General features: G+C 65.4%; 19 protein-coding genes. 9 read left to right on the plus strand and 10 right to left on the minus strand.

Annotated elements, in window-relative coordinates:
• Positions 1-2: 2 nt before the first annotated feature.
• The 3 genes from ACEN2S_RS01650 to ACEN2S_RS01660 are packed head-to-tail and all read left to right on the plus strand — an operon-like array spanning position 3 to position 3,146.
• Complete coding sequence (locus ACEN2S_RS01650; RefSeq protein ID WP_441861488.1) at positions 3-476, plus strand: cupin domain-containing protein; 474 nt, start codon at positions 3-5, stop codon at positions 474-476.
• Positions 476-949, plus strand: a complete 474-nt coding sequence (locus ACEN2S_RS01655; protein WP_441861491.1) for a cupin domain-containing protein — start codon at positions 476-478, stop codon at positions 947-949. The genes ACEN2S_RS01650 and ACEN2S_RS01655 overlap by 1 nt, the downstream gene beginning before the upstream one ends.
• Positions 942-3,146 (plus strand): 3-hydroxyacyl-CoA dehydrogenase NAD-binding domain-containing protein, encoded by a 2,205-nt coding sequence (locus tag ACEN2S_RS01660; protein WP_441861494.1) that lies wholly within the window; start codon positions 942-944, stop codon positions 3,144-3,146. The genes ACEN2S_RS01655 and ACEN2S_RS01660 overlap by 8 nt, the downstream gene beginning before the upstream one ends.
• Before the next feature lie 52 nt (positions 3,147-3,198).
• On the opposite strand, the gene ACEN2S_RS01665 is transcribed toward ACEN2S_RS01660, so the two are convergent.
• The 3 genes from ACEN2S_RS01665 to ACEN2S_RS01675 form a co-directional block, all read right to left on the minus strand.
• A complete protein-coding gene (locus ACEN2S_RS01665; RefSeq protein ID WP_441861497.1) occupies positions 3,199-3,864 on the minus strand; it encodes a Hint domain-containing protein in 666 nt (221 codons plus the stop codon).
• 224 nt (positions 3,865-4,088) lie between these two features.
• Positions 4,089-4,739 (minus strand): sulfotransferase family 2 domain-containing protein, encoded by a 651-nt coding sequence (locus tag ACEN2S_RS01670; protein WP_441861500.1) that lies wholly within the window; start codon positions 4,737-4,739, stop codon positions 4,089-4,091.
• 8 nt (positions 4,740-4,747) lie between these two features.
• Positions 4,748-5,662: a DMT family transporter gene (locus ACEN2S_RS01675; RefSeq protein ID WP_441861503.1), complete on the minus strand. Its 915-nt coding sequence runs from the start codon at positions 5,660-5,662 to the stop codon at positions 4,748-4,750.
• A gap of 352 nt (positions 5,663-6,014) precedes the next feature.
• Here ACEN2S_RS01675 and ACEN2S_RS01680 point away from each other — a divergent pair, with 352 nt between their 5' ends.
• A complete protein-coding gene (locus ACEN2S_RS01680; protein WP_441861506.1) occupies positions 6,015-7,031 on the plus strand; it encodes a hypothetical protein in 1,017 nt (338 codons plus the stop codon).
• Between the two features lie 133 nt (positions 7,032-7,164).
• Here the strand turns inward: ACEN2S_RS01680 and ACEN2S_RS01685 are convergent, their stop codons facing one another.
• From ACEN2S_RS01685 to ACEN2S_RS01710, 6 genes are all read right to left on the minus strand, one after another.
• Complete coding sequence (locus tag ACEN2S_RS01685; RefSeq protein WP_441861507.1) at positions 7,165-8,697, minus strand: SPOR domain-containing protein; 1,533 nt, start codon at positions 8,695-8,697, stop codon at positions 7,165-7,167.
• Positions 8,698-8,762: 65 nt separating this feature from the next.
• The gene (upp, locus tag ACEN2S_RS01690; protein WP_441861510.1) at positions 8,763-9,395 is read right to left on the minus strand and encodes a uracil phosphoribosyltransferase; all 633 of its coding nucleotides are present in this window, start codon (positions 9,393-9,395) and stop codon (positions 8,763-8,765) included.
• Positions 9,388-10,371, minus strand: a complete 984-nt coding sequence (locus ACEN2S_RS01695; RefSeq protein ID WP_441861841.1) for an adenosine deaminase — start codon at positions 10,369-10,371, stop codon at positions 9,388-9,390. Before ACEN2S_RS01695 ends, upp begins: the two co-directional genes overlap by 8 nt.
• Positions 10,371-11,582: a phosphopentomutase gene (locus ACEN2S_RS01700; RefSeq protein ID WP_441861513.1), complete on the minus strand. Its 1,212-nt coding sequence runs from the start codon at positions 11,580-11,582 to the stop codon at positions 10,371-10,373. The genes ACEN2S_RS01695 and ACEN2S_RS01700 overlap by 1 nt, the downstream gene beginning before the upstream one ends.
• Positions 11,579-12,889, minus strand: a complete 1,311-nt coding sequence (locus tag ACEN2S_RS01705) for a thymidine phosphorylase (protein WP_441861516.1) — start codon at positions 12,887-12,889, stop codon at positions 11,579-11,581. Before ACEN2S_RS01705 ends, ACEN2S_RS01700 begins: the two co-directional genes overlap by 4 nt.
• Positions 12,889-13,434 (minus strand): cytidine deaminase, encoded by a 546-nt coding sequence (locus tag ACEN2S_RS01710; RefSeq protein WP_441861843.1) that lies wholly within the window; start codon positions 13,432-13,434, stop codon positions 12,889-12,891. The genes ACEN2S_RS01705 and ACEN2S_RS01710 overlap by 1 nt, the downstream gene beginning before the upstream one ends.
• A gap of 70 nt (positions 13,435-13,504) precedes the next feature.
• Here ACEN2S_RS01710 and ACEN2S_RS01715 point away from each other — a divergent pair, with 70 nt between their 5' ends.
• The 4 genes from ACEN2S_RS01715 (at position 13,505) to ACEN2S_RS01730 (ending at position 21,160) form a co-directional block, all read left to right on the plus strand.
• Positions 13,505-15,784 (plus strand): NADP-dependent malic enzyme, encoded by a 2,280-nt coding sequence (locus ACEN2S_RS01715; RefSeq protein ID WP_441861518.1) that lies wholly within the window; start codon positions 13,505-13,507, stop codon positions 15,782-15,784.
• A 205-nt stretch (positions 15,785-15,989) separates the two neighbouring features.
• The gene (prpE, locus tag ACEN2S_RS01720) at positions 15,990-17,882 is read left to right on the plus strand and encodes a propionate-CoA ligase PrpE (RefSeq protein ID WP_441861521.1); all 1,893 of its coding nucleotides are present in this window, start codon (positions 15,990-15,992) and stop codon (positions 17,880-17,882) included.
• Between the two features lie 216 nt (positions 17,883-18,098).
• The gene (locus tag ACEN2S_RS01725; protein ID WP_441861524.1) at positions 18,099-19,610 is read left to right on the plus strand and encodes an ATP-binding protein; all 1,512 of its coding nucleotides are present in this window, start codon (positions 18,099-18,101) and stop codon (positions 19,608-19,610) included.
• Positions 19,607-21,160, plus strand: coding sequence for a sigma 54-interacting transcriptional regulator (locus tag ACEN2S_RS01730; protein ID WP_441861527.1), 1,554 nt, complete (start codon positions 19,607-19,609; stop codon positions 21,158-21,160). Before ACEN2S_RS01725 ends, ACEN2S_RS01730 begins: the two co-directional genes overlap by 4 nt.
• 135 nt (positions 21,161-21,295) lie before the next feature.
• Here ACEN2S_RS01730 and ACEN2S_RS01735 read toward each other — a convergent pair whose 3' ends face one another.
• The gene (locus tag ACEN2S_RS01735) at positions 21,296-22,048 is read right to left on the minus strand and encodes an NAD kinase (RefSeq protein ID WP_441861530.1); all 753 of its coding nucleotides are present in this window, start codon (positions 22,046-22,048) and stop codon (positions 21,296-21,298) included.
• A gap of 208 nt (positions 22,049-22,256) precedes the next feature.
• Here ACEN2S_RS01735 and glyA point away from each other — a divergent pair, with 208 nt between their 5' ends.
• Positions 22,257-23,552: a serine hydroxymethyltransferase gene (gene glyA, locus ACEN2S_RS01740; RefSeq protein WP_441861533.1), complete on the plus strand. Its 1,296-nt coding sequence runs from the start codon at positions 22,257-22,259 to the stop codon at positions 23,550-23,552.
• The last annotated feature ends 15 nt before the right edge of the window (positions 23,553-23,567 follow it).

Consider the following 23,567-nt stretch of genomic DNA (forward strand, 5'->3'; position numbering starts at 1 on the left):
CGATGCCAAAACTTGACCTGAGCCAGATCGCCCCGCAGGCGGGCAGCACCTATCCCGAACCCTTCGCCAGTCAGATGGAAGGGCGCAGTTACCTGCGGCTGGGACAGGCGGCAGGCCTGACGCAGTTCGGCGCCAATATTGTCATTTTGCAACCGGGAGCGATGTCTTCGCAGCGCCATTGGCATCTGAAAGAGGACGAATTCGTCATCATGCTGTCGGGCGAATGCGTGATGGTGCTGGACGCAGGCGAGACGGTGATGCGCCCCGGCGATGCGGCGGCCTTTCCGGCGGGGCTGGCCGATGGCCATCATTTCATCAACCGCAGCAGTGAAGAGGCGCGGTTTTTGGTGGTGGGCAGCAAAAGCCCGGAGGAAGTTTGCACCTATTCCGACGTCGATCTGCATCTGACCGTCGCGGGCGGTGGCTACCAATACAGCCACAAAGACGGCACCCCCTATCCGAAAAAGGGCAGCTGATGCCGAAGATCACCCCCGTCTTTCAACACGAGGCTGACTCGCAGCATCCGATCTTGGGCGGTGGCTGCGGCCCCTATAACTATGCGATCCTCGGGGAAGCGGGCGGCCTGACGCAATTTGGCGCGCATCTGGAAATTCTGCCACCCGGTTCGCGTTCCAGCTTTCGCCATTGGCACGAGACCGAGGATGAGATGGTCTATCTCCTCTCGGGTGAGGTCGTGCTGATTGAGGAGACGGGCGAAGCGATTTTGCGCCCCGGCGATACCGCCTGTTGGCCCGCCGGACAGCCGAACGGGCATTGCCTGGAAAACCGCTCCGGTGCGCCCGCCACCTATCTGACTCTCGGCACACGCTTGCCGGAGGACATCATTCATTACGCCGATCACGATCTGATCACCCATAAGGACGGCGCCGCCCGGGTCTATACCCGCCGCGACGGCACGCCCTATCCGCAGGGAGGAAACCATGACTGACTTTACCTATGCCGTTGACGCCGAAGGCGTGGCCACGATCACCTGGGATCTGCCCGGCAAATCCATGAACGTCCTCTCGCTCGAGGGGCTCGCCGAGCTGGACGGTTTCGTGCAGCAGGCGCTGACCGATGCGGCGGTGAAAGGCGTGATCATCACCTCGGGCAAAAAGGATTTTGCCGGTGGGATGGATCTGAACATCATCGCTAAAATGAAGGACAGTGCCGGCGATGAACCCGCCCGTGGCCTGTTTGTAGGCGTGATGAAGATGCACGGCGTGCTGCGCCGGATCGAGCGGGCGGGGATGGACCCGAAAACCCTGAAAGGCGGCAAACCGATTGTGGCGGCGCTGCCGGGCACCGCGCTGGGGATCGGGCTGGAACTGCCGCTCGCCTGCCACCGGATCATTGCCGCTGACAATCCCAAGGCCAAGATCGGCCTGCCGGAGATTATGGTCGGCATTTTCCCCGGCGCAGGCGGCACCACCCGGATCAGCCGCAAGCTCGGCGCGATGATGGCGGCACCGATCCTGCTGGAGGGCAAACTCTCGGACCCAAAAGCCGCAAAAGCGATGGGCATCATTGACGAGGTGGTGGCGTCGGAGGATCTGTTGTCCGCCGCCAAGGCTTGGGTGCTGGCGGCGAAAGACGCCGATCTGGTGAAGCCTTGGGATGCCAAGGGCTATAAAATGCCCGGTGGTGCCCCCTATCACCCGGCAGGCTTCATGACCTTTGTCGGCGCGAGTGCCATGGTGCATGGCAAGACGATGGGGGTCTATCCGGCGGCCAAGGCGCTGCTCAGTGCGGTATACGAAGGCGCTTTGGTGCCCTTTGATCAGGCGCTGAAGATCGAGGCGCGCTGGTTCACCAATGTGCTGATGAACCCCTCCTCCTCGGCGATGATCCGCAGCCTTTTCATCAACAAAGAGGCGCTGGAGAAAGGCGCGAACCGCCCCGCCGTGCCGGATCAATCGGTGAAAAAGGTGGGGATTCTCGGCGCAGGCATGATGGGCGCGGGCATTGCCTATGTCTCGGCCAATGCAGGCATCGAGGTGGTGCTGATCGACGCCGCGCAAGAGGCCGCCGACCGCGGCAAGGCACATTCCGAAAGCATTCTCGACAAGGGCATCGCCCGGCGCAAAGTGACGGCCGAGAAAAAGGCCGAAGTGCTGGCCCGGATCACCGCCACCACCGATTACGCGGCACTGGCGGGTTGCGATCTGATCGTTGAGGCAGTGTTTGAGGATCCGGGCGTCAAGGCGGGCGTCACCGCCAAAGCCGAAGCCGTTATCCCCGACACAGCGATTTTCGCCACCAATACCTCGACCCTGCCGATCTCGGATCTGGCCAAGGCCTCGGCCCGGCCCGCGCAATATATCGGCATCCATTTCTTCTCGCCGGTCGACAAGATGAGCCTGGTCGAGATTATCCGCGGCCGCGAGACGGGCGATGTGGCGGTGGCCAAGGCGCTGGATTTCGTGCGCCAGATCCGCAAGACGCCGATTGTGGTGAATGATGCGCGCTTCTTCTACGCCAACCGCTGCATCATCCCCTATATCAACGAAGGCATCCGCATGGTTGCCGAGGGGGTGAACCCCACGCTGGTGGAAAATGCCGCAAAACTGGTGGGCATGCCGCTCGGGCCGCTGCAACTGGTCGATGAAACCTCCATCGACCTTGGGGTGAAGATCGCCAAGGCGACCAAGGCCGCGATGGGCGATGCCTATCCCGATGGCGCGGTGGATGAGGTGCTGTTCTGGATGGCGGATCAGGGCCGGATGGGTAAAAAGGCCAATGCTGGTTTCTATGCCTATGACGACGCGGGCAAACGTCAGGGCCTTTGGGAGGGGCTTGCCGCGCACTACCCCGAAGCCGAAGCACAGCCCGAGCTGACCACCGTGCAGCACCGCCTCCTCATGGCGCAGGTGCTGGAGGCGGTGCGGGCGCTGGAAGAGGGCGTGCTGACCGACATCCGCGAAGGCGATGTCGGTGCGATCCTCGGCTGGGGCTTTGCGCCCTGGTCGGGCGGCCCGTTCTCCTGGCTCGACATCATCGGCGCGCCGCGCGCCGTGGCGATCTGTGAGGCGCTGACGGCGGAATTCGGCCCCCGCTTCACCACGCCCACCCTGCTGCGCGATCTGGCGGCAACGGGCGAGAGCTTTTACGGGCGCTTTGGCACCCCGGCGGCGAAAGCGGCATGAAAAAGGGGGCCGCATAGGCCCCCGGTTTCGCGAAAATCTCAGGGGTGCTGCCTCAGGCGGCGCCCCATTCTTCCTCAAGCCCCTCGACCAGACGCCGCGCAATATCCAGTGGCATCATGCGGTAGAGCGGTTCTTCCACGCCGATCATCAGCAGGCGCGTGACATCATCCGCGCCCGCAACCGGGCAGTGGATCATGCCGGTCCCATTGGCATAGACCAGCTCTTCACCTTCAAATTCAAGGCGGTAGACGTCCAGACGCTGATGCGGTGTCACGCGCTCGATCCCGCGGAAGCCTTCCAGCGCCGCGGCAGGGATCAGCGCGAACGGATCGTCAAAGATCGCATCGGCCAGATCGCTTTCGACCAGCACGCCCTGATCGGGCAGCAAGAGCAGCGTTTGCGAATTGCCCAAGGCCCCCTGCGGCACCGCCAGCGGCATCGCACCCAGCGGGCAGCTGCCCGACCCGGTCCAGAGCGGCAGACGGCGGATGCCCTTCAGCGGCTGCGGGCCATGGTCAAAGGTGGTGACCAGATCGCCCAGTTTCAGCGTCTCGACCGCATGCCACTCCTCGCCGACGGCGACCAAAGTCCCGGCCAGAATGCCTTCGCTTTCGCCCGATTTGGGCGCGGGTTCTGCCAGAAGACCCGCGCGGCTGCGCCAGTCGCCTTCAATCTGCAGGGACTGCGCCCAAAGTTTTGCCGTCGAAAAACCGAGCATTTTCAACTCCTTTGCCGATCGAGATTTTCCCGATTCCGTGTTGGTTCGGCCAATTTCCGCGCATCAAGAGGTCATTCCGCGGCGAGAATGTGGCGAAAACGTGGCATTGCGGCCAAAGCAGAAACAATATGACAGAGTTTGGCCTCAAAGCCCCCAAGCCCCCCCGAATCTCGCCCCAAAACTGTGCGGGATTCGTGCAGCCTGGTTAACGGGCGAGTGGCGACCTATCCAAAAATATAGGCGAAGCGCCCGATGTCCTCGGCGCACAGCCCGGCCAGATGTGCAGCATCGGCATCGGTGTAAAAGTGGCGGTAATCGCGGGGCCGTCGGCTCGTATTCGCGCGGGGCAAGGGGGCGAGGGCAAAACCCAGATGCGCTTCGAGCGGGGCCACATCCGCCTCAAAATGCTCCAGCCGGATGAAAAGGCTGCAGTGTTCGCGGCCATCGGCGCTGCGCAGATAGCTGCCATAGGGGTGCCCGGCCAGCGCGGTCACCAAGCGGGGATGGTGGATGAAATCGGAGAAGTTCAAGGTCTTGGCCAGTGTCACCTGCGGATGCTCAAAGCGCTGTTCGCGCAGCCAGTGATAGAGGCTGACCGCCCGGTCCCAAGGGTTGCGCACCAGCGTGAAGATGAACAGATCGCGCAGATCCTCGGGCGTCACCAGCCCCGCTGCCTCGCGCAGGCCAGAGTGTTTCCACAGCCGCCCCGCCGTCTCGACGCCCTTCAACCGGCCCCGCCGTGCCCGCGCCTTGGGGGTGTCGCCCACCATGATGTCATCGGCCCGCGCCCGCGCCTCCAGCGCCAACGCCAGGGCGGTGCCGCCGGTTTTGGGAATATGCACAAAGAGATAGCGGCGGCCGCGCGACAGGATCATGCCGCAGATTAGCGCCGTCTGAGCGCGATCAGCAAGCCCGCGAGCACGATGAGCCCCATCCCCATCGCCTGATAGGGCCCCGGCACTTCGGACCAGATCATCCACCCCCAGAAGGCGGCGGCCGGCATCACCACATATTCAAAGACCGCCACCCGGCTGGCTTCGGCCATCTGATAGGCGCGCACCATCAAGCCAACGCCGATCAGCGATCCCAGCGCCTGCACAAAGACCCAGAAGCTGGCGGTGGCGCCGGGCCAGACCGGACCGCGCATCACGAATCCCGCCGCCCCCTCCGGCACCGCCACCGGAAACAGCGTCAGGATCGCCATGCCGATCAGCCCAAAGACGCCAAGCGCCGCGAAAAACGCGGCCGTCAAGGTGACAGCACTTTCGCCCGCACACCATTCCCGCGTGGCAATATTGCCCAAAGCGTAAAAGAACCCCGCCGCCACCGGCACCAGACTCGCCAATCCGATCGGTGCCCCGGTCCCCGGCTTCAGCACCAGCAAGATGCCGGCAAACCCTAGGGCCACCGCGATGATCCGCACCGGCCCGATCGCATGACCATAGACGAGGCGCGAGATCAGCAGCACGAAAATCGGCGCGGTATACAGCCCCGCCGCCACCTGCGCGACCGGCAAAAACGCCAACGCCCCGAAGTAGATGAGCATCCCCGTGCCATGCACGAGGCTCCGCGCCGCCACCCGTTTCCAGGCGCGCGGCGTCACATCCAGCCGCAACAGCGGCACCGCCACCATCAGGATCAGCGCCACCATCACGCTGCGCATCGCGTGAAACTGCCACAGCCCCATTTCGGCGGCGATGACGCGCACGTAATTATCTGTAAAGCCGATGATCAGCGCATAGCCAGAGATGGCCGCCGCCGCCGCCAGTGTCCGATTGCCCGCCGCCTGTACCGTCATACTGTCCGTGCCCCTGCCCCCGCGCCTTTCGCCTCGGCAAAGCCCCGGGCTGGTCGCTGGCGTTTCGATCCGCCGGGCTCTTTGGCCCCGCCGCTCACAAACGCCAAGGCGCCGCCCGCGTCCCGCCCGGAAGCGACATTCCCGCGTGCCGCATGTCGGTCACGCACGCTGGTCGCGCTGATTTTCGCACGCCGCAGGCCGGACGCAGTGCATCTGCGCGATACACTGTCGGAAAATGCCCGCAAACCGCTGTTTATGCCCAAGGAATGCGCTTACCGCCCTCTCGCGCGATTGACCCCCCGCCCCCATCGTCTATCCTGTGCCAGACCTAAGAGAGAGCAGCACCCCGCGCATGACCGCGCTGTCGGAATACCAACGTCTCGAATGCTCCGGCCTTTGGCGTGACGCGCCCGAGGGCCAGCGCCGTGCGGTGATCGTCTCTTTCGGAGACGCCACTTTGGTGATCTCGGATGACCGCTCGACCCGCGCCCTTGCGCATTGGTCGCTGCCTGCGGTGACCCGCGCCAATCCGGGCAAGCGGCCCGCGCTCTACATGCCGGGCACCGAACCGGGTGAAGAGCTGGAAATCGAAGATGACACGATGATCGCGGCCATTGAAAAGGTGCATGCGATCCTGGAGGCGCGGCGGCCGCATCCCGGCCGGTTGCGCTCGGTGTTGATGGGCGGCAGCCTGGCATTGGTGCTGGGTTTGGGTGTTTTCTGGATGCCCGGGGCGCTGATCGGTCAGGCGGCCTCGGTGTCGCCCTTTGCCAAACGCGTCGAAATCGGCGAAGCGGCGCTGGCGGATCTGACCACGGTGACGGGCGCTGCCTGCCACACACCGGAAGGCGACCGCGCGCTGCGCAAGCTGAGCGACCGGCTGCTGGGCACTGGCGATATCGTGGTGGTGCCGCAGGCGCTCAAGGGGGCCGTGCGGTTGCCGGGGCGCATCATCGCCCTCGGGCGGGATATGGTGGAAGATCAGGACACACCGGAAGTGCTTGGCGGTGCCATTCTGGCGACCGGCGTTGTCGCGCAAACCCAAGACCCACTGCTGTCGGTCCTGCATCACGCGGGCGTCGGGGCGGCGTTTCAGCTGCTCACCACCGGCGATCTGCCCGCGGCCTCGCTGCGGGGCTATGGGGAATGGCTATTGACGCAGCCGCCCCTTCCCGTCGCCGAAGAGCCGCTGCTGGCCGCCTTCGCCGAGAAGGGGTTTTCGAGCGCGCCCTACGCCTATGCGCAGGATCCGACCGGCGAAAGCGTTTTGGGATTGATCGAAGCCGACCCTCTGCGCGGCGCGGCCGCGCCCGACCCGTTGCTGAGCGACGGAGAATGGGTCACGCTGCAGGCCATCTGCGACGGCTGAGGTCAGCGCTGCGGGCGTTCTGCAGGATCCGCCCAAACGGCGGATGGATGCCGGGATCACCATGATGAAAGGCCGCCCCGAAGGGCGACCTTTCTGCTCACTGCTCGATTATTCTTATGCCGTCCCTCAGGTCTCAGCGGGCGAAAGCGTCGTGAAATCCCGCAGCACGGGCATTCGACAGCGCCATCACCAAAGTCGGTGCATCTGCAAAGGGTCCAGCCAACACGACCTGCAACGCACGCCCCTTTTGCGTCAGCTGCGAGGTGGCCACCGGCAGGCCCAATGCGCGCAGACGCGCGCGGCTGGCCTCGGCATTGCCCGGCTCGGCAAAGGTGCCCACCTGCACATAGCGGGCGGCCTGCATAAGGCGCTGCGTCGGCGCGTCGCTGGGCTGCTGCGTGGCGGCCATCGCGGTTGCATATCCCACCGGGGCCACCGGCTTGGCCGCGCGGCGCTGTGCGGGCAGGTTCGATGAGCTCATCGTCACCCGGGGCGCGGCGGGGGCAACCACCTGCACCTGACGGCTGCGCAGCCGGGCCGGCACATGGTCATCCCACAGCAGCGCCATCTGGGCATTGCCCTCGGGCGTGCCCATCGCCCGCGCCGGGTTCAGGCGGTCATCCTGCCAAACGGCGCTGTATCCTGCCGGAATTGCCGGAAGTGCAGGCGCAACCCCGGCCACCATCGGCAATCCCGGCACCTGAATGGTGTTGAGGTAGCTGACCGGATCCTCGGCCTGCGGGCCACAACGGACCACGGCACGGCCGTTGCTCATCATATAGCGCTGCGCGATGGGCGAGAGGTTCGGACAGGCGGAATAGCCCCCCGGCAGCGGATCTTGCGAAATGATCGCCACCGGTGCGCCCGGCTGCGGGCTGGCCATGGTGCGGGCCCGCGCGGCGGTCGACGCGCCGGAACTGGTGGCCTGCGTGCGCGGATTGCCCGAGCGGGCGGGCACCAAAGCCACATAGGGATTGGCGCGACGTTCGGCTTCGGCGGCGGCCACCTCGGCGGAGACATAGGGCGAGACATAGCCACCCGCCCCTGCGGCTGTCGCCACCATTGGCACTTCGGGCCCCGCGAGCGGCGCGCCAGCGCCCCCCCCCACGGACAGGGTCACCGCGCTGCCAGTGCCGGAAATAACGATGTCGGAGGCCGGAGCCTCTGCGCGGGCGGCGGCAGCGGCCAGACCAATCTTCGGCGGCGTGGTCGTGAGCGCGATGGTCGGCATCGGGGCGCCGGGACGTGCGGCGCCAAACAATGGCCGGGCGGCCACTTTCGGCGTCGGCGTCGGCGCCGCAACCGGCGCGGCGGCCACCTGCGGCGGCGGGGCGACCGGCGAGGACGGGGCAACCGGCGCCGCTGCCGCGGGCCGTGCCGGCGCGGCACCCGCCGTCATCGCGATCACCGGCGCGCCTGCCGCCAGACTGGGCTTGTAGCCGCAAACATGCTCGCCACTGCGGCCAACACGGGGGACCCAGGTCACATTGCCGCCATAGCCCGCCCGGATAAAGACGCAACCGGAACTGTCAACATATTGACGTTCCTTGAAATTTGCCGAGGGCAGCTCGGCGGGTGCATTCACATCCAGCGACCGGGCATGGGCAAGCCCCGCCCCCAGCACCGCTGCCAACATTCCCGCCGTCACAACCCCGACAAACCGCATCACCGCCCCCGCATTCGCTTAGCCGAAAATGGCGCAATTGTGGCAGCAAGTAAAGGATTATTGCCCTATTTAGTACCAAACATGCGGTCGCCCGCATCCCCTAGGCCTGGAACAATATATCCATGGTCATTCAGCTTTTCATCCACAGATGCTGTGACAATCGGCACATCGGGATGCGCTTCCTGCATCCGCTTCACGCCCTCGGGCGCGGCCAGCAGGCAGAGGAACCGGATGTTCTTGGCGCCCTTTTCCTTCAGCAGATCCACCGCTGCAACCGAGGAATTGCCGGTGGCCAGCATCGGGTCGACCACGATGACCATCCGGTCCTCCAACTCGGCCGGAACCTTGCAGTAATATTGCACCGGTTGCAGCGTCTCGGGGTCTCGGTAAAGACCGACAAAGCCCACCCTCGCCGCCGGGATCAGTTCCAGAATGCCATCCATCAGCCCGTTCCCGGCCCGCAGGATCGAGATCAGCGCCAGCTTCTTGCCGTCCAGGATCGGCGCTTCCATCGGCTGAATCGGCGTTTCGATCCAACGGGTGGTCATTTCCAGACCGCGCGTCACCTCATAGGCCAGAAGCAGGCTGATTTCCCGCAAAAGCCGCCGGAAACTCGCGGTCGAGGTGTCCTTGTCCCGCATCAGGGTCAGCTTGTGCTGCACGAGGGGGTGATCGACGATTGTCAGATGTTCAGACATCCTTGTTCTCCAGCTTTTTCAAAATCTTGTCCTTGGTCGCCGCATCGCAGAAAGCCGCCTCGGCCGCCGTTCGCGCCAGCTGATTCAGCTCTTCCGTCTCCCAGCCGAAGCTGCGGTTCAGCATCTCATACTCGCGAACCATGGTGGTATGGAAGAAGGGCGGATCATCGGTCGAGACCGTCACCTTGACGCCCCGGTCGCGCAATCTGGCAATCGGATGCTGCGCCCAGGAGGGATAAAGGCCCAGCGCGACGTTCGAGCCGGGACAGACCTCGAGCACCACCCCCGCCTCGGCCAGCTCATCGACCAGCCGCAGATCCTCGATGGCACGGACACCATGGCCGATGCGCTCAACCCCAAGGTCGCGCCAGGCGGCGCGCACGCTCTCTGGCCCGCCCCATTCGCCCGCATGGGCGGTCAGCCGCAGCCCCGCCTCGCGCGCGCAATCAAAGGACCATTTGAAGTCAACGGGTTGCCCGGATTGCTCATCTCCGGCAAGGCCAAAGCCGGTGATCCAGTCGCCCGCCGTCTCAGCGGCGCAGAGCGCGGTTTCCCGCGCCTTCTCCGGGCCAAAATGCCGGATCGCCGTCACGATACCGCGCAGGGTGATGCCGAAATCTCGCTCGGCCTCCATTGCCGCCTCCTGCATCGCCTGCAGATACTCGCGCCAGGCCGAGACATCGCGACCGCCGCAAAAATCCGGCGACAGGAAGGTTTCAGCATAGATCACCCCCGCTTCTGCCGCTTCAGACAGGACCGCGCGGGTCAGCCGCGCGTAATCCTCGGGCCGGGTCAGGGTGGAGGTTGCCGCCTCATAGACCTGCAGGAAATGCCAGAAATCGCGATAGGCATAATTGCCGTTCTCATCGAATATGCCGCTGATATCCATGCGTTTTTCATGCGCCAGCTGGCGAATGAACGCCGGCGGGGCGGCCCCCTCCAGATGCAGATGCAGCTCAACCTTTTTCAACTCGATCACAAAAAGCTCCTTCCCGGGCCACGCGTCTCCAGCCCCAGATGCGCAGCGACCGAGGCCGCTACATCGACGAAAGCCACCTGCCCCACCGCTTTGGCGCCGACACCCCAGCCCAGCACCGGCACCCGCTCGCGCGTGTGATCGGTGCCCGACCAGCTGGGGTCATTGCCATGATCGGCGGTGAACAGCGCCAGATCGCCGGGTTGCAACGGCGCGAGGAAACGTCCGACGCCTGCGTCAAACCATTCCAGCGCCCTTGCATAGCCCGCGACATCGCGGCGATGGCCATAAAGGCTGTCAAACTCAACAAAGTTGGCAAAAGTCAAGGAACCGGGCTCGGCATGGTCTGCAAGCGCCATCAGATGTTCGAAAAGTGCAGCATCATCCTTGCCCTTATGCAGGGTGCCAATGCCGCGATGCGAGAAGATATCGCCGATTTTGCCCACCGCATGGGTGGGCCGCCCCGCCGCTTCTGCCCAATCGAGCAGCGTGGGCGCGGGCGGTGCAATCGCAAAATCGCGGCGGTTCGGCGTGCGGGTATAGGCCCCTGGCGCGCCGATGAAGGGGCGGGCAATGACCCGGCCAATCTTCATCGCATGCAGCATCGGCGCCACCGCGCGGCACAGATCCAAGAGCCGCTCCAGCCCGAAACTCTCTTCATGCGCCGCGATTTGCAGCACGGAATCCGCCGAGGTGTAACAGATGGGCCAGCCGCTTTCCTGATGCGCCTGCCCCAGCCGCGCGATGATCTCGGTGCCCGAGGCGTGACAATTGCCCAAAATGCCCATCGTCCCCGCCGCTGCCGCCAAAGCCGCCGAGACCTCGGGTGGAAAGCTGGGCTGACTGTCGGGGAAATACTGCCATTCCCAGGGCACCGGCACCCCGGCCAGTTCCCAATGCCCCGAGGGCGTGTCCTTGCCGCGCGACACTTCGCTCGCCGCCCCCCAAAGGCCCTGCGGCGCCGCCCCGAGCCCCGGCCCCCCCACCCCAGAGGCGAGGGTCAGCGCCGCTCCAAGCCCCAGGGCATCGAGATGCGGCAGCTGCAGCGGGCCGCTGCGGCCCTCGTCGGCCCGGCCTTCGGCGCAAAGCCGGGCGATATGGCCGAGCGTATTCGCGCCGGTATCGGGGCGCCCGTCGTTGAAAAACGTGCCCGCATCCGGCGCGCCGCCGATGCCGACGCTGTCCATCACGATCAAGAACGCCCGGCTCATCCGCCGATCCTTTCGAGGATCAGCGCCGGTTCCTCCGGCGGTTCCTCGGCGATGCGATAGGCGGCCTGCACAGCCGCCACCGCCGCCTCTGCGGCCTCGGGCGTTGCGGCATGCACGAGGGCGAAGGGCTCGCCCTCCTCCAGCTCCTCGCCAATCGCCGCCAGCCCGGAGAGGCCGACCGAGGGGTTGATGCGGTCGGCCCCGTTCAACCGCCCGCCGCCGAGACGCACAACGATATGGCCCAATGCCTCGGCGTCGATGGCCTCGATAAACCCTTCGCGCGGCGACAGAACCGGGCGGATCACCGGGGCGGAGGGCAGCCGGTCGGGGTAGCGTTCAACGAAATCCGCGGGGCCGCCGAGGGCCGCGATCATCTGGCCAAAACGCTCCGCCGCGCGGCCGGATTCCAGCGCGGCATCAATCATCGCCGCACCTGCATCGAGATCGGGCGCAAGACCCGCCAGCGCCAGAACCTCGCCGCCCAAAGCCGCGGTCACATCCCAAAGCGCCTCATTCACCGCGCCCATGGTCAGCGTCTCCATCACCTCCAGCACCTCGAGCGCATTGCCCGCCGAATGGCCCAGGGGCTGGCTCATATCGGTGATCAGCGCGCTGGTCTTGCAGCCCGCGCCATTGGCGGTATCGACCAAAGCCCGCGCCAAAGCCCGCGCTTTCGGCAGGGTTTTCATGAAGGCACCGGAGCCGACCTTGACGTCAAGCACCAGCACCTCCAGCCCCGCCGCCAGCTTTTTCGACAGGATCGAGGCGGTGATCAGATCGAGGCTTTCCACCGTGCCCGAGATGTCGCGGATGCCGTAGAGGCGGCGGTCGGCGGGGGCGAGGTCATCGGTCGCGCCGACGATGGCGCAGCCCACCTCTTGCACCACCCGGCGCAGCTTTTCGGGATCGGGCGTCGCGCGGTAGCCGGGGATGCTCTCCAGTTTGTCGAGCGTGCCACCGGTATGACCCAGCCCCCGGCCGGAAATCATCGGCACATAGGCACCGCAGGCGGCCAGCGCCGGGGCGAGCAGCAGGCTGACGCTGTCACCGATGCCCCCGGTGGAATGTTTGTCGACCACCGGCCCCGGCATGTCCCATTGCAAGACCTGCCCGCTGTCGCGCATGGCGCAGGTCAGCCCCACCCGGTCGGGCGCATTCAGCCCGTTCAGAAACACCGCCATCGCAAAGGCCCCGGCCTGCGCATCCGAAACCGCGCCCGAGGCAAGCCCGGCGGCAAACCAGCGCGAGGCCTCTGGCGACAATCCATGCCCGTCGCGCAGCGCGGCAATGACGCTGCGGGCCTCCATCAGCTGCGTTCCATATGCGAGAGGTCAAACCGCCCCGGCAGCAGATCGCCAATCGTCGTATCCATCCGCGCGCCATCGGTGGTGGCCAGCGTCACCGGCACGTCGGATTTGCCAAACTCCGCCAGTTTTTGCCGACAGCCGCCGCAGGGCGGAACCGGCGTGGGGCAATCAGCAATCACCGCCACTTCGATCAGCTCGGTCTCGCCCGCCGCCACCATCGCCGCGATGGCCCCGGCTTCGGCGCAGGTCCCCTCGGGATAGGCGACGTTTTCAACATTCACCCCGCCATAGATCACGCCGGATTTGCCGCGAATGGCGGCGCCCACCTTAAAGCGCGAATAGGGGGCATAGGCATTTTCACGCACCTGTCTGGCAGCATCGAGCAGCGACATCCGGCATCTCCCTGAAATGGTTGTTTTCGCCATCCTGCGCCGGGGCCGCGCCGGGTGCAAGCGCAGCCGCTGCGGAAAGTTCTGTGGAAAGTACTGCGCATTTCGCCATTGCCGCGTTACAGATGTCAGGCAGATGTCAGCCCGTTGCCGCAGTGCGGCGGGAAAGCCCTATTCCCCCTGAGAGATATCTAGTTTAGGGCTAAACCAGTTTCTCGGAGGCCCCATGGAAGACGCTCGCCACGACAAGACCCGCCAGGCCGCACTGGATTACCACGAATTCCCGAAACCGGGGAAGCTGGAGATCCGCGCGACAAAACCCCTCGCCAATGGCCGCGACCTCAGCCGCGCCTATTCGCCGGGCGTCGCCGAGGCCTGCCTCGAGATCAAGGCCGATCCCGCCACCGCCGCGCGCTACACCTCGCGCGGGAACCTTGTGGCGGTGGTGTCGAACGGTACCGCCGTGCTGGGCCTCGGCAATATCGGCGCGCTGGCCTCCAAGCCGGTGATGGAGGGCAAGGCGGTTCTGTTCAAGAAATTCGCCAATATCGATTGCTTTGACATCGAGGTGAACGAGAGCGATCCGGTCAAGCTGGCCGAGATTGTCTGCGCGCTGGAGCCGACCTTTGGCGCGATCAACCTTGAGGACATCAAGGCCCCCGATTGCTTCATCGTCGAGCAGCTCTGCCGCGAGCGGATGAACATTCCGGTCTTTCACGATGACCAGCACGGCACCGCCATTGTGGTGGGAGCTGCGGCCACCAATGCGCTGCATGTCGCGGGCAAGAAATTCGAAGACATCAAGGTCGTCTCGACCGGCGGCGGCGCGGCGGGCATCGCCTGCCTGAACATGCTGCTGAAACTGGGCGTGAAACGCGAGAATGTCTGGCTCTGCGACATACACGGTCTGGTCTATGAAGGCCGCGAGCAGGATATGAATCCGCAAAAGGCCGCCTATGCCCAGGCCTCGGACAAGCGGGCGCTGGCCGAGGTGATTGATGGCGCCGACCTCTTCCTAGGCCTCTCGGGGCCCGGGGTGCTGACGCAGGAGATGGTGACGCGGATGGCGCCGCAGCCGATCATCTTCGCGCTGGCCAACCCGACGCCGGAGATCACCCCGGAACTGGTGCGCGAGGTTTGCCCGGATGCGATCATGGCCACCGGGCGCTCGGATTATCCGAACCAAGTGAACAACGTCCTGTGTTTCCCCTTCATCTTCCGCGGCGCGCTGGATGTGGGCGCGACCGAGATCAATGATGCGATGCAGATCGCCTGTATCGAAGGCATCGCCGCCCTCGCCCGCGCCACCACCAGCGCCGAGGCCGCCGCCGCCTATAGCGGGGAGAAGCTGAGCTTTGGGGCGGAATATCTGATCCCGAAGCCGTTTGACCCGCGGCTGATCGGCACCGTCGCCACCGCCGTGGCGAAAGCGGCGATGGAAACCGGCGTTGCCACCCGGCCGCTGACGGATGTGGCGGCCTACAAGCGTCAGCTTGACGGTTCGGTCTTCAAATCCGCCATGCTGATGCGTCCGGTGTTTGAAGCCGCCGCCACCGCCACCCGCCGCATCGTCTTTGCCGAGGGCGAGGATGAGCGCGTGCTGCGTGCCGCCAATGCGATGATCGAGGAAACCACCGACAAGCCGATCCTGATCGGCCGCCCCGATGTGATCGCCACCCGCTGCGAGCGCGCGGGCCTGCCGATCCGCCCGGGCGTGGATTTCGAGATCGTGAACCCGGAAAACGACCCGCGTTACCGCGATTACTGGGGCACCTATCACGAGCTGATGGCGCGTCAGGGTGTCACCCCCGACATCGCCCGCGCGGTGATGCGCACCAACACCACCGCGATTGCCGCGGTGATGGTGCATCGTGGCGAGGCTGACAGCATGATCTGCGGCACCTTCGGGCAATATCTGTGGCACCTGAACTATGTGCGCCAGATCCTCGCGCGTGACGGGCTGCATCCGGCGGGCGCGCTCAGCCTGATGATCCTGGAAGACGGGCCGCTGTTCATCGCCGACACCCATGTGAACCCGGAGCCCACGCCCGAGCAGATCACCACAGCGGTGATCGGTGCCGCCCGGCACGTGCGGCGCTTTGGCCTGAAGCCGAAGGTGGCTTTGTGCAGCCATTCGCAATTCGGCAACCTCGACACGCCCTCGGGCAAGGCGATGCGCGATGCGATGGCGATGCTGGATCTGCGGGAACCGGATTTCTGCTATGAGGGCGAGATGCACATCGACGCGGCGCTGGATCAGGGCCTGCGCGACCGGATCTTCCCGGGCGGCCGTTTTGAGGGCGCGGCGAATGTGCTGGTCTTTGCCAATATCGACGCGGCCTCGGGCGTGCGCAACATCCTCAAGCTGAAAGGCGGCGGGCTGGAAGTGGGCCCGATCCTGATGGGCATGGGCAACAAGGCGCATATTGTCACCCCCTCGATCACCACCCGCGGCCTGCTGAACATGTCGGCCATCGCCGGCACGCCGGTGGCGCATTACGGCTGAGTCCCCCGCCCCGGCGCCGCAGTTTGCAAAGCCGGGGCGATATACAACAGATGCTGAATAATCGCGCGGGCTTTGCATAAGTTTGCACCGTCGGCCCGCGCATTTTTGCAAATTTTCTGCCCAACGCCCGAAATGGGGGCGGTAACATTCTTGCCCAAATGCCCGGCGCCTCGGTACAAGTATTCAAGCTTGGAGGAGGCATACAATGGCATACAAAGATGTATATGCAGCATGGCAATCGGACCCCGAGGGGTTCTGGATGCAGGCAGCGGGCGGCATCGATTGGGTGAAACCGCCGTCACAGGCTTTGTGTGCCGAAAATGCCCCGCTCTATGAATGGTTCGCAGATGCGCAGGTGAACACCTGCTGGAACGCGGTCGACCGCCATGTCGAAGCCGGGCGCGGCGATCAGCTGGCGATCATCCATGACAGCCCGATCACCCATTCGACCAAGGGCATCACCTACCGCGAGCTGCAGGCCCGCGTCGCCAGTCTGGCCGGTGCCCTGCGCGCCAAGGGCGTGGAAAAGGGCGACCGCGTCATCCTCTACATGCCGATGATCCCCGAGGCGCTGGAGGCGATGCTGGCCTGCGCCCGGCTGGGGGCCATTCATTCGGTGGTTTTTGGCGGCTTTGCCGCGCATGAGCTGGCGGTGCGGATTGATGATGCCCGCCCGAAGGCGATCATCGCCGCCTCTTGCGGGCTCGAGCCGGGGCGGGTGGTGCATTACAAGCCGCTCCTCGACAAGGCCATCGACACCGCGACGCACAAGCCCGACTTCTGCGTGATCTTTCAGCGCGAGCAAGAGGTGGCGAAACTGGTCGAGGGGCGCGATGTCGCCTGGCACAGCTTTCAGTTCGGGGTGGAACCGGCGGAATGTGTGCCGGTTGAGGGCAATCACCCGGCCTATATCCTCTATACCTCCGGCACCACCGGCCAGCCGAAGGGGGTGGTGCGGGCGACCGCCGGGCATCTGGTGGCGCTGAACTGGACGATGAAGGCCATCTACAACATCGAAGCGGGCGATGTGTTCTGGGCCGCCTCGGATGTCGGCTGGGTCGTCGGGCACAGCTATATCTGCTATGCACCGCTGATCGCCGGAGCGACGACGATCGTGTTTGAGGGCAAGCCGGTCGGCACGCCAGATGCGGGCACCTTCTGGCGGGTGATCCAGAACCACAAGGTGAAGAGCTTTTTCACCGCCCCCACCGCTTTGCGCGCCATCAAGCGCGAGGACCCGGAGGGCAAACTGATCGGCGACTACAACCTGCGCGGCTTGCAGGCTTTGTTCCTCGCGGGCGAGCGGGCGGATCCTGACACCGTGCAATGGGCGCAGCGGCATCTGGGCGTACCGGTGGTGGACCATTGGTGGCAGACGGAAACCGGCTGGGCAATTGCCGCCAACCCGCTGGGGATTGAAGAGCTGCCCACCAAGATCGGCAGCCCGACGGTGCCGATGCCCGGCTATGACGTGCAGGTGCTGGATGAGGGCGGCCAACCCGTCGCCCCAGGCACCTTGGGCGCGATTGCGGTGAAACTGCCGATGCCGCCGGGCACCCTGCCGGGGCTCTGGAATGCCGAAGCGCGGTTCCGCAAAGCCTATCTCGAGCATTTCCCCGGCTATTACGAGACGGGCGATGCGGGCTATATCGACGCGGACGGCTATCTCTACATCATGGCGCGCACCGATGACGTGATCAACGTCGCGGGCCATCGCCTGTCGACGGGCGCGATGGAAGAGGTGCTGGCGGGCCATCCCGATGTTGCCGAATGCGCGGTGATCGGGATTGCGGATGCGCTGAAAGGGCAGGCACCGCTCGGGCTGTTGTGCCTGAACAAGGGGGTGAACCGCCCTGAGGCCGAGGTGGTCAAAGAATGCGTGGCCCGCGTGCGCGACCAGATCGGCCCGGTTGCGGCCTTCAAACTCGCCTGCGTGGTTGACCGCCTGCCCAAGACCCGCTCCGGCAAGATCCTGCGGGCAACGATGGTCAAGATTGCCGATGGCACGCCCTTCACCCCGCCCGCGACGATTGATGACCCCGCCATTCTGGACGAAATCGGCGCCGCGCTGAAGCGACTCGGCCTTCCCGTGACCTGAGCCGGAAACCGCCCGGAGCCGCAAGGCGCGCAGCCCCACGGGCACAATGACCCTGCCTCCCCCGCCCCGCTCCGCCGGCGCGGGGGCTTCAATTTTGCGTATTGGGGTTGATTGATCTCATATCTGAGACAATTTTTGGCCCTGTCGGCCCGTGTCGGCGATAGTTTTCTTGCAAATGACCCGCCACCGCTGAACAATATGTTCAAAAGGCCGAATATGAACAGCAGCTTCTTACCTCCTCCCCGGCGCGCCCGGGACAGCCAGAACGACGCCGCAACCCAAGCTGCGATTGCGGGACGTCCGCACACATTGGACCGGGAGCTGACCGCCGCCGTCACGGACATGATGGGAGAGTTGCGCCAGATCGAGGCCTCGGCGCTGGACGATGCCGCCCGGCTGCATTTCGAGCGGGTCCGCGTCGCCGGAGAGGCGGCAACGCGCCTGCTGCAACTCGAAGAGCTGAGCGCAGGGCCGCAATCCGACGCCCCCGTGCTTGTGCTTCAGACCTTCCTGCAGGATCTTGAACTGCGCTGGTCGGGTCGCGCCGACGAATGCAACCTCAGCTTTCACCTGTGGCTGGCGGCGGATGTGCCCGCGCGCCTGCGCCTGAACCGGCTGGTGATCGAGCGGATGCTGTCGCAGGTGCTGACCAATGCGTTTCAATACACCGCGACGGGGTCGGTGCGCCTGTGCACCTGCATCAGTGAAGACGGCCTGCTGGAGTTCCGGGTGACCGACACCGGTCCCGGTTTTCATGAATTCGCGCTCAAGCGGCTGTTCAGCGGCGTGGCACCGACACCCGCCGAGATGGGCCAGCCCGGGCATGGCATGGGGCTCTATGTCGCGCAATGCATGTTGGCGCAACTCGGCGGCCGGATTGCGGTGACCAACCTGCCCGAAGGCGGCGCAGAAGTGCGTCTGCTGGTGCCCTTTGCCCCGGAAGCACCGGGCAGCACCCTGCCGAATCTGCGAGGCATGCGGGTCATGCTGGTCGATGGGCTCACGCCGCGGCAAGGCGACCTGCGCCAGATGCTTGAGCGGCTGAACTGCCATGTCATCCTGGCGCATATCACCCGCTCGGTGCAGGCCGCGGGCAAGGATTGCGATCTGGTGCTGATCGGGGTGAGCGGGCCCGATCATCTGGCCGGACAGGAATTGCTGCGCCGCCTGCGACAGGCGCGCGACACCGGCAGCAGCCCCGCTCTGATGGCGCTGAGCGGATGCCTGCTGCGGGTGTTTCAGGACGGGCTGCGGGCCGCCGGGGCAGATCAGGTTCTGGCCTGGCCCAGCAGTGATGCGGAGTTGCTGGCGCATGCGATGGTCCGGGCCCGCGAAAAGGCCGGGCAGATTGGCCCGCAAGGGCGGGCGGCGCCGCTCCCCCCACAGGCGCCTGCGGGATTTGACAAGCTGGTCGAGATGACCCAACCGGCGGACCGCATTGACCTGCTCCGCAATTTGCTGACGGATCTGACCCGGATCGAACGCAGCATCGGCCGCTTCGACGCCGAGGAACCCGACGTGAGCGCCGTCACCATCCGGGTGTTGATCGCGATCGCGGAAACCATCTCGGCCCATGCCTTGCAACGCCATGCCGAGGCCTTCAATCAGGCCTGTCTGCTGAACGACCGGATTGCCATGCGGCGCACACATTTGCCGCTGATGCGCCAGATCGACGGGCTGATCCGTTTTACCGCGCGGGAAGTCGCACGTCAGGCCGCGCCTCGATGACCCTGCAATCGGGCAATCAGACGGTGTCGGTGCTGATGATCGATCTGGTGCCCCCGCGGCACGTGACCGAGGCCAGCCTGCGCGAAGAGGGCTATCGTCTGAAGCATGTCGACACCGCTGATGCCGCCTTGCAGGCCTTCCGGCGCAACGAAATGCAGATCGTTGTCATGGCCTTGCGCCTGCCGGACCGCGATGCGCTGGCGCTGCTGGGCGAGATGCTGGCAGAGCGCCCGGACGTGCCGGTCATCGTGACCAGCCCCGCCAGCGAGATCGACCGCGCCGTGGAGGCCATGCGGGCAGGTGCGCATGACTTTCTGGTCACCCCCTATGATGTCGGCCAATTGGCGGCCTCGCTGAAAAGTGCCTTTGGCGCACCGACGCCCGGTGCGTTTCTGGGCGGCAGCCACCGCGCCCATGCCGAGGCCGCGCAAAGCGTGCCCGGATTTGTCGGCAACAGCCCGATCATGCAACGCCTCTATGCCCGCATCCGGGCGATTGCCGCTTCCGATGCGCCCTGTTTCCTGACCGGGGAGAGCGGCAGCGGCAAAGACACGGCGGCGCATGCCATTCACGCCCTGTCTCCCCGCCAGGAAGCGCCGTTCATCACGGTCAACTGTGCCGCGCTCTCGGCGCTCGGTCAGGGACAGGATGCCGAGGTTGAGCGGCTGAACCGCGGGCGCGCGCTGGCGCTGAGCGCCGATGGCGGGACGCTTTTTCTGGATGAAATCTGTGATCTGGCGCCTGCGCTGCAAACCTATCTGATCAAATTGCTCGAGACATCCACGGTGCGCGCCGAGGGACCGGGGGGCCCGCGCAAGGTGGATCTGCGGGTGATCAGCGCCAGCCGGCACGATCCGCACAACGCGATCCGCGCCGGGCGCCTGCGCGAGGATCTGTATTACCGGCTGAATGTGGTGGGGCTCTTGATGCCGCCACTGCGCCAGCGGCGCGATGACATCTTGCTGCTGGCGCAGCGCATGCTGTCTGATCTGTCGCGGATCGAGAACCAGGGGCCGCGCCATCTCGCGGCCGAAGCGCGGACCTTGCTGGTGAATTATGACTGGCCGGGCAATATCCGCGAGCTGTCCAACTGCATCCGGGCCGCGGTGGTGATGTGCACATCCGACGAGATCAGCGCAGATGCCCTGCCCGCCGCGCTGACCCGCAGCCCCCCGCCCGCGGCCAGCGCCTGGGAGACGGCGGCGCCGTATGCGCCGGGCGTGCCGACCGAGCCGATGCTTCAGCCCCTTGCGCAAGCCCAGCCCATGGGCGTGCCCTCCGCGACCGTCGCCAACGGCTCTTTGATGCCGGCCCCGAACGGCCATGCCAATGGCAGCGCGGCACCGAAGACCACCCCCCAGCCCCCCTCTGCGCCGCGCGAAGCCTGGCGCGGCATGACATTGGCCGAAATTGAGCGGCAGGCGATCGAAGCGGCGCTCAGCCGTCACGATGGCTCTGTGCCGCGGGCGGCGCGGGAACTGGCGGTGGCCCCCTCGACACTCTACCGCAAGATGGCGCAATGGACCGATCCGGAGACGGCCCCGCGATAATGCCCGAGGCGCAGCACCGGTGACGGCGCGGGCAGCAGATCGGCGCAGGCGGGTCAACGGGGGCGCATTGGCGCGGGCGGCTCAGCGCGGGTCAGCGATCCCTCAGACAGGAAACCCGGCCGCTGCGCCGCGCTGTCAGGCGAACTGCTCGCGCATCAGCCGCTCTTCCAGACCATGGCCCGGATCAAACAAGATGCCATAGGTGGTGGTGGGCGCGGAGCTGATTTCGACCCAGGTCACCGGCTTGACCGAATGGCGGCTGTCGGCATCGGCCATCACCGGACGTTTCTCGGCCTCGAGCACATCAAAGCGCACCACGGCGGTGGTCGGCAGGATTGCGCCGCGCCAGCGCCGGGGGCGAAAGGCCGCCATCGCCGTCAGCGCCAGCACATCGGCGCCAATCGGCAGGATCGGGCCATGTGCCGAATAATTATAGGCGGTGGAGCCCGCCGGGGTGGAGATCAGCGCGCCGTCGCAGACCAGCTCGGGCAGCCGCACCCGCCCGTTGACGCTGATTTTCAGCTTGGCCGCTTGCGGGCCTGCGCGCAGCAGGGCGACCTCATTGATCGCCAAAGCCTCATGCACCGCTCCATCCACGGTGCCCGCCCGCATCGCCAGCGGCTTCAGCTCGGCCAGTTCCGCCTCCTGCAACCGCTCGACCAGCGCCTCTTCGGCGTAATCGTTCATCAAAAAGCCGATGGTGCCGCAGTTCATCCCATAGACCGGCAGATCGGTGCCCTCATGCAGGGTCTGCAGCATGAAGCCGTCCCCGCCCAATGCCACGATCACCTCGGCATCGCCGCGCGGGGCCTGGCCATAGCGCGTGGTCAGACCCGCCAAGGCGTGCTGTGCCGAGTCGACCGTCGACGCCACGAAATGGATTCTCAACCGCTCATCCCCCTTCGGCCCCCCGGTGACCGATCCTTTGGTCAAAAGTTGTGGCAAGCGCGGATCGGAAACACAAGGGCCGGATCGGCACCGCGCGGGCGCAGAACCCACACAAATGGCGCGGCAAATCGCACGCATGTCGTTTTGTCCGCTTCCGGCACCGGAATTTCTGCGATAAAGAAGCCACAAATTTCTGCAGGAGACGCCCATGAACGCCCCGCAACGCGACGCCGGTTTCTTTACCGAAGGCCTCGATACCCGTGACCCCGAACTTTTCGGCGCGATCCGCAACGAGCTGGGTCGCCAGCGCGACGAGATCGAGCTGATCGCCTCGGAAAACATCGTTTCTGCCGCCGTGATGGAAGCGCAGGGGTCGGTGATGACCAACAAATATGCCGAAGGCTATCCGGGCAAGCGCTACTACGGCGGCTGCCAGTTCGTCGACGTGGCCGAGCAGCTGGCCATCGACCGCGCGAAACAGCTCTTTGGCTGTGAATTTGCCAATGTGCAGCCGAACTCGGGGTCGCAGGCGAACCAAGGCGTGTTTCAGGCGCTGATCAAACCGGGTGACACCATTCTGGGCATGAACCTCGCCTCGGGCGGTCACCTGACCCATGGCGCGGCCCCCAACCAGTCGGGCAAATGGTTCAACGCCGTGCAATATGGCGTGCGCAAGCAAGACAGCCGCATCGATTATGATGAGGTTGAGGCGCTGGCGATCGAGCATCAGCCGAAAATGATCATCGCTGGCGGCTCGGCCATCCCGCGGCAGATTGATTTCGCGAAATTCCGCGCGATTGCCGACAAGGTCGGTGCCTATCTGATGGTGGACATGGCCCATTTCGCCGGTCTGGTGGCGGGCGGCGCGCATCCGTCCCCCTTCCCCTATGCCGATGTGGCGACCACCACGACCCACAAGACCCTGCGCGGTCCGCGCGGCGGCATGATCCTGACCAACAACGAAGAGATCGCCAAAAAGGTGAACTCGGCGATCTTCCCGGGCATTCAGGGCGGCCCCCTGATGCATGTCATCGCCGCGAAAGCCGTGGCCTTTGGCGAGGCGTTGCGCCCCGAGTTCAAGACCTATGCCAAACAGGTCATCGCCAACGCGCAGGCGCTGGCGGATGAGCTGATGAAAGGTGGCCTCGACATCGTCACCGGCGGCACCGACACCCATGTCATGCTGGTCGACCTGCGCCCGAAAGGCGTGAAGGGCAATGCGACCGACAAGGCGCTCGGCCGCGCGCATATCACCTGCAACAAGAACGGCATCCCGTTTGACCCGGAAAAGCCGACCGTGACCTCGGGCATCCGTCTGGGCACCCCGGCCGGCACCACCCGCGGCTTTGGCGAGGAAGAGTTCCGCCAGATCGCCCGGATGATCGTCAAGGTCGTCGACGGTCTGGCCGCGCATGGCGAGGATGACAACGAGGCCGCCGAGGCCGAAGTGCGCGCCGAAGTGGCGGCCCTCTGCGCCCGCTTCCCGCTTTACCCCGCGCTCTGATCCCCGGGTTGTGAT

Source organism: Phaeovulum sp. W22_SRMD_FR3 (assembly GCF_052113705.1).
Lineage (GTDB): Bacteria > Pseudomonadota > Alphaproteobacteria > Rhodobacterales > Rhodobacteraceae > JBGQOG01.